A 5,281-nucleotide genomic window follows, 5' to 3' on the forward strand; every position below is an offset into this window, starting at 1 on the left:
CTGGCAGCCGCGGCAGTCGGCGTCAACGCCATGAAAGGGGTCAGCTTCGGGGACGGCTTTGAACTGGGGACCAAGTTCGGCAGTCAGGTCATGGACCAGATCGACTGGGAAAAGGGGACCGGCTTCAGCCGACTCAGCGACCACCTTGGCGGCTTTGAAGGCGGGATGACCAACGGGATGCCGCTGGTCATGAACGTGGCCATGAAGCCGATTCCGACCCTCTACCAGCCCCTGCAGACCGTCGACATCAATACCAAGGAAAAGCACCTGGCCGGCATCGAGCGCTCAGACACCACCTCGATCGTCGCCGCCTCCCTGGTCATCCAGAGCGTGATTGCCCTGGAACTGGCCAAGGCCATCTGTGAGCAGTTCGAATCCAGCAGCCTGGAGCGCCTGCAAGAAGAACTGCGCCGCTACCGGCAGGAATGCCGGGAATACTAGTGAAGCTGCACACTTTGGGCCCGGAAGCCACCGACAGCTGGAAGGCGGCGGCTTTTTATGCCGGCAAGGAGCCAGGCCGCTATGAAATCGTGGGTCATGCCAGCTTTGAAGATATCCTGGAAAATCTGCCGGACCTGACAGGCGACTGCCTGCTCATTCCGGCAGCTTTTCAGTCCCAGAAACTGGACCTGGCCTGGGGGGACATGCACTACCTTTACCAAAAGCGGCTGCACTTGCAGGACGTTTTCATCCTGCCGCTGAATCCCATGCTTTTGCTGGAAAACAGCTATGTCCACAACCACTTGGCCTTTACCCACGCGGCGGTAGCCAAGCTGCTCTTGCAGTACGTGCCGGACGCGAAAGTCGTGACCTGTCCCAGCAAGTATCTGGCCTACCAGGAGTACCGCCGGCGGGGGCAGTACGTTCTGACCAATGAGCAGAACGTAACTTTGCGGCCTTTTGAAAGGGTCCTGGCCCGGATAGAAATCCCCATGGTCTGGTGCGTTTACCAGATCAAGTAGCTGAGAAAATGAAGGAAGAGAAAAGCATGAAAGAATTAGCAATGGCCCCAAGCGGCCTGCATGGCCGGCTGACGGTTCCCGGCGACAAAAGCATTTCCCACCGGGCCGTGATGCTGGGCTCTTTGGCAAAGGGCGAAACAAGGATCAGCAACTTTTTGCCCGGCCAGGACTGCCTGACCACGGTCAAGGCCTTCCAGGATCTTGGGGTAAAAATTGACCGAGAAGGGGAAAACCTGGTCGTTTACGGGCAAGGCTTGAAGCAGGCGGATAAGGCTTTGGACATGGGCAATTCCGGCACGACGACCCGTCTTTTGATGGGGATTTTGGCCGGCAGCTCCTTTACAAGCCAGATGATTGGGGATGCATCCCTCAGCAAGCGGCCGATGAAGCGGGTCAGCCAGCCTCTGGCCAAATTCGGGGCTGAGATCGACTTGAGCCCAAACGGGACTTTGCCGGCCACCATCAAAGGGCAAAAGCTGCACGGCGCCCAAATCCAGCTGGAAGTGGCCAGCGCCCAGGTCAAAAGCGCGGCGATTTTCGCGGCGCTTGCAGCCAAAGGCCCGTCAACTATCATCGAAAAGCTGCCGACCAGGAACCACACGGAGATCATGCTGCAGCAGTTTGGGGCAGATATTGCTACGGACGCGGACAATTTGACCATCCATGTCAATCCTGGCCGGGAGCTGACGGGCCAGGAAGTAGAAGTGCCTGGCGACATGTCTTCAGCGGCTTTTTGGCTGACGGCCGGAGCCATTGTGCCAAATTCCAAGCTGACTTTGGCTCACGTCAACCTCAACCCGACCAGAACCGGGATCGTTCAGGTCTTAAAGCAGATGGGAGCAAAAATTTCCATTGAACAATTGCCAAGCAAGGGCGAAGAATTGGGCAATTTGACGATTGAGACCAGCCAGCTGGCTCCAGTCAAGCTGACGGCCGAAGATATTCCGGCCGTCATCGACGAACTGCCTTTAGTCGCTCTTTTGGCGGCCTGCGCTGAGGGGACCAGTGAGATCCGGGGAGCCGAAGAGCTCAGAGTCAAAGAGACCGACCGGATCAAGACAGTCAGCCAGGAATTGGGCAAACTGGGCGTAGAGGTCACGGAACTGCCAGACGGGATGATCATCAAGGGCCGGAAAGACTGGCAAGTCAAAGACGACAATTTGGACAGCTATGGTGACCACCGTTTGGGGATGATGGCGGCTATCGCGGCTTTAAAGAGCAAGCAGCCGCTCAAACTGGCCAATGAAGGCAGCATCTCTGTGTCTTACCCGGGCTTTTTCAGCGATTTGGAAAAGCTGCTCAAGTAAAAAAGATAAAAAGCTAAAACAGAAGGAAAAAGCAATGACGACAGTGTTTATCAAGGGCCTGGGGCTGATCGGCAGCTCCCTGGCCCGGGCAATCAGAGAAGGGCACCCGGATTTCCGCATTTTGGCCTCAGATCCTGATCCTAAAACCCAGGAATACGCCTTAAGCCAGCAATTGGCTGACCAGATGCTGCCCGGCTTAGAGGGGGCAGAAGGGGCGGACTACATCATTTTGGCCGGGCCGGTTGACGCGATAAAGGCAGATATTAGGCAATTAAGCCAGATGGATCTGAAAAAGGGAGCCCTGGTAACTGACGTTGGCTCAGTCAAGCAGGCAATCGTTGACCAGGCGCAAGCCTTGACTAAAAAAGGGGTCGACTTTATCGCCGGCCACCCCATGGCGGGCTCGCACAAGACCGGGGCTTGGGCCGGCCGGGCCCTGCTTTTTGAGAATGCTTTTTACTTCTTGATTCCGGCAAGTCAAGCAGCAGGAAAGAGGCTGCCGGAATTAGAAGACCTGCTCAAAGCTGCCAGGGTCAAGTGGCTGCAGCTGACGGCTGAAGAACATGACAAGATTATAGCCCAGATCAGCCACCTGCCGCATATCGTAGCTGCCGGCCTGGTCAACCAGACTGAAGACACTTTTGCTGGCCAGCCGCTGGGGACCAGGCTGGCTGCCGGGGGCTTTAAGTCGATCACCAGGATTGCCTCATCAGACCCGACCATGTGGAGCCAGATTCTCTTGAACAATTCAGAGGACATCTTAAAGCAGCTGGCTGAATTTCAAGCAGAACTTAAGGAAGTGGCCAGGGAAATCGAAGCAGGCGATGAGGCGGCTCTGTATGACTTTTTCCAAAAGGCCAAAATCAGCCGGGACAAGCTGGGGCCAGACCAGGTGGGGGCTGCGCCAGGCCACTACGATTTGTTTGTCAATATTCCTGACCAAGTTGGCGCTTTGGCTGACGTGACCCGCCTATTGGCCGAAGCCGGCATCAGCATCGTCAGCCTGCAGATTCTGGAAATCAGAGAAGAGATCGACGGAGTATTGCAATTGACCTTCGCCAGAGAAGCTGACCGCCAGCAGGCCAAGGAGATTCTGGCAGCTTATGAGATGAAAAAATAGCACAAAAAAATACCCGATTCTATGAATCGGGTATTTTTTATCGTCTAATCTTCAATCGCCATTAGTTTGAGCTAGATGAGCTTGATGAAGAAGTTGACAGGTAGCTTGAAAGCAGGTTCTTGCTCTTCAAGTCCTTGTCCTTGATGTTGACGTTGGCCTTCTTCAAGACCTTGCCGATGATCTTGGTCATGACAGTTGAGCTTGCTGACCACTTAGCGTAAAGCTGCTTGTCGATGAAGCTCTTGTTCTTGGTGTATGAGCCCTTCTTAGTGGTCTTCAGCACCTTGATGACTTCGTAACCAGATGAAGTCTTAACTGGCGTGGTAGTGTACTCGCCTTCCTTAAGCTTCCAAACAGCTGACTTGAAAGTACTGCTCAAGCTGGTGTCAGTTGAGTCAAAGGCTGACAGCTTGCCGGCCTTCTTCTTGGTAGCAGTGTCGGTTGAGTACTTCTTTGCCAGAGTAGCAAAGCTGGTACCGCTCTTCAGCTTCTTGATCACAGTTTCAGCAGTTGATTTCTTAGAAACAAGAATGTGCTGAACAGTGGTCTTGGTGTGGTAGCTGCTCCACCACTTCTTTTCTTGTGCTGCAGTTGGCTTCTTCAAGTCCTTCAAAGCAGCAACTGAGTAAAGGTTGGTGGCCAGGTTCTGCTTGAATGACTTGGTCGTCAAACCGCTGTAGCTCAAGACAGTGCTGAAGCTTGAGCCGTACTGCTTCTTGTACTTGTTGTATTCTGCCGTGATCTTCTTTGAAGATACCTTGTCACCGTATTGAGCCTTCAGCGTGCGGTAGATGATCAAGCTGACCAAAGTTGATTGGCCGGATGACGTGTCCTTCATCGCTTCGTAGTACTCGTCCTGGGTGATCTTGCCGCCCTTGTAGTTAACTACAGTTGCTGAACTGCTTGAGCAGGCAGCAGTGGACAAACCAATAGCTGCGGCACCTGCCAAAACGGCGATTTTCTTCAAATGTTTTTTCATAAAATTAAATCTCCACATCCTTCATACGTACTGGTATCTAATATAACATATTTTTCCAGAATTGGACTTATTGGAGAGAAAGTTCATCAAAAATCCCTGTTTTCTTAGGAATTTCTTTAAAGCTTTTAGCGCTTCCAGTTCCAAGGATCTTGGTGCCAAGCCAACAATTCCTTATATTGCTCCTCGCTGACCGTTTCGGCAATTTCCTGTTCGAGCAGTTCCCGGTAGTTCAAAAGCGGGGCGAACTTGGTGTCGGCCTTCTTGAAGTTTTCGTCAGCGTCTGGCAAAAGGTAGGTGAAGATGGAGCTGACCCCGTCAACGTGGGCGCCGGTGTCCTTGACAGCTTGAACGGCAGTCAGGACGCTGCCGCCAGTTGAAATCAGGTCGTCGATCAAAACGATGTGGTCGTCCATGGACAGGCGGCCTTCAATTTGCCGGCCTTGGCCGTGGTCCTTTGGCTTGGAGCGGACGTAGACCATTGGCATGTTCAAGACTTGGGCAACCCAGGCTGCGTGCGGGATGCCAGCAGTAGCGACCCCGCCGATCACCGTGACTTCTGGGAATTCTTTCTTGATCAAGGCAGCCAGGTTTTCAGCGATGGCTTGGCGCAATTCCGGGAAGGAGATGGTCTGGCGCAGGTCGGTGTAGATTGGGGAGTGCATCCCGCTGGCGTAGACAAAGTCCTTGTCTGGTGAAATAGTGACGATCTTCTTGTCAATCAGTTGGCGGATAATTTCGTTATTTTGCATCGTTCTTGCTCCAATCCTTAAAAATCTCTTCATATGCTTGCTGCGGGTCAGCGGCCTGGGTGATCGGCCGGCCGACGACAATGGCGGTTGACCCGTTTTCTCTGGCCTCAGCTGGGGTAGCCACCCGGGCCTGGTCGTCTTTTTGGTAGCTCTTTGGCCGGATG

Annotated in this window: 7 protein-coding genes; 4 read left to right on the top strand and 3 right to left on the bottom strand. The window is 53.6% G+C overall.

Going from position 1 to position 5,281, the window contains the following annotated elements; all coding sequences use genetic code 11:
* The 4 genes from lacNas_RS01335 to lacNas_RS01350 form a co-directional block, all read left to right on the top strand.
* A partial coding sequence (locus lacNas_RS01335; RefSeq protein ID WP_201346522.1) for a chorismate synthase occupies window positions 1-441 on the top strand: 441 nt, incomplete at its 5' end.
* The gene (locus tag lacNas_RS01340; RefSeq protein WP_201330188.1) at window positions 441-962 is read left to right on the top strand and encodes a hypothetical protein; all 522 of its coding nucleotides are present in this window, start codon (window positions 441-443) and stop codon (window positions 960-962) included. The genes lacNas_RS01335 and lacNas_RS01340, both read left to right, overlap by 1 nt.
* A gap of 26 nt (window positions 963-988) precedes the next feature.
* Window positions 989-2,269 carry a 3-phosphoshikimate 1-carboxyvinyltransferase gene (gene aroA, locus lacNas_RS01345; RefSeq protein WP_201330189.1) on the top strand — a complete coding sequence of 427 codons (1,281 nt, stop codon included), beginning with the start codon at window positions 989-991 and terminating at the stop codon, window positions 2,267-2,269.
* Window positions 2,270-2,303: 34 nt separating this feature from the next.
* Window positions 2,304-3,389, top strand: coding sequence for a prephenate dehydrogenase (locus lacNas_RS01350; RefSeq protein ID WP_201330190.1), 1,086 nt, complete (start codon window positions 2,304-2,306; stop codon window positions 3,387-3,389).
* A 61-nt stretch (window positions 3,390-3,450) separates the two neighbouring features.
* Here lacNas_RS01350 and lacNas_RS01355 read toward each other — a convergent pair whose 3' ends face one another.
* The 3 genes from lacNas_RS01355 to lacNas_RS01365 form a co-directional block, all read right to left on the bottom strand.
* Window positions 3,451-4,368 (bottom strand): peptidylprolyl isomerase, encoded by a 918-nt coding sequence (locus lacNas_RS01355; RefSeq protein ID WP_201330191.1) that lies wholly within the window; start codon window positions 4,366-4,368, stop codon window positions 3,451-3,453.
* A gap of 125 nt (window positions 4,369-4,493) precedes the next feature.
* Window positions 4,494-5,117 (bottom strand): orotate phosphoribosyltransferase, encoded by a 624-nt coding sequence (gene pyrE, locus lacNas_RS01360; protein ID WP_201330192.1) that lies wholly within the window; start codon window positions 5,115-5,117, stop codon window positions 4,494-4,496.
* Window positions 5,107-5,281: orotidine 5'-phosphate decarboxylase / HUMPS family protein (locus lacNas_RS01365; RefSeq protein WP_201346523.1), on the bottom strand; the 175-nt coding region annotated here is incomplete at its 5' end. The genes lacNas_RS01365 and pyrE, both read right to left, overlap by 11 nt.

It is taken from the genome of Lactobacillus nasalidis (genome assembly GCF_016587775.1).
Taxonomy (GTDB): domain Bacteria; phylum Bacillota; class Bacilli; order Lactobacillales; family Lactobacillaceae; genus Lactobacillus; species Lactobacillus nasalidis.

Excerpts from the sequence above, each read along its gene's own strand:
- aroA (WP_201330189.1), top strand. The coding sequence starts at position 989 with ATGAAAGAATTAGCAATGGCCCCAAGCGGCCTGCATGGCCGGCTGACG.
- lacNas_RS01350 (WP_201330190.1), top strand. The coding sequence starts at position 2,304 with ATGACGACAGTGTTTATCAAGGGCCTGGGGCTGATCGGCAGCTCCCTG.
- lacNas_RS01355 (WP_201330191.1), bottom strand. The coding sequence starts at position 4,368 with ATGAAAAAACATTTGAAGAAAATCGCCGTTTTGGCAGGTGCCGCAGCT.
- pyrE (WP_201330192.1), bottom strand. The coding sequence starts at position 5,117 with ATGCAAAATAACGAAATTATCCGCCAACTGATTGACAAGAAGATCGTC.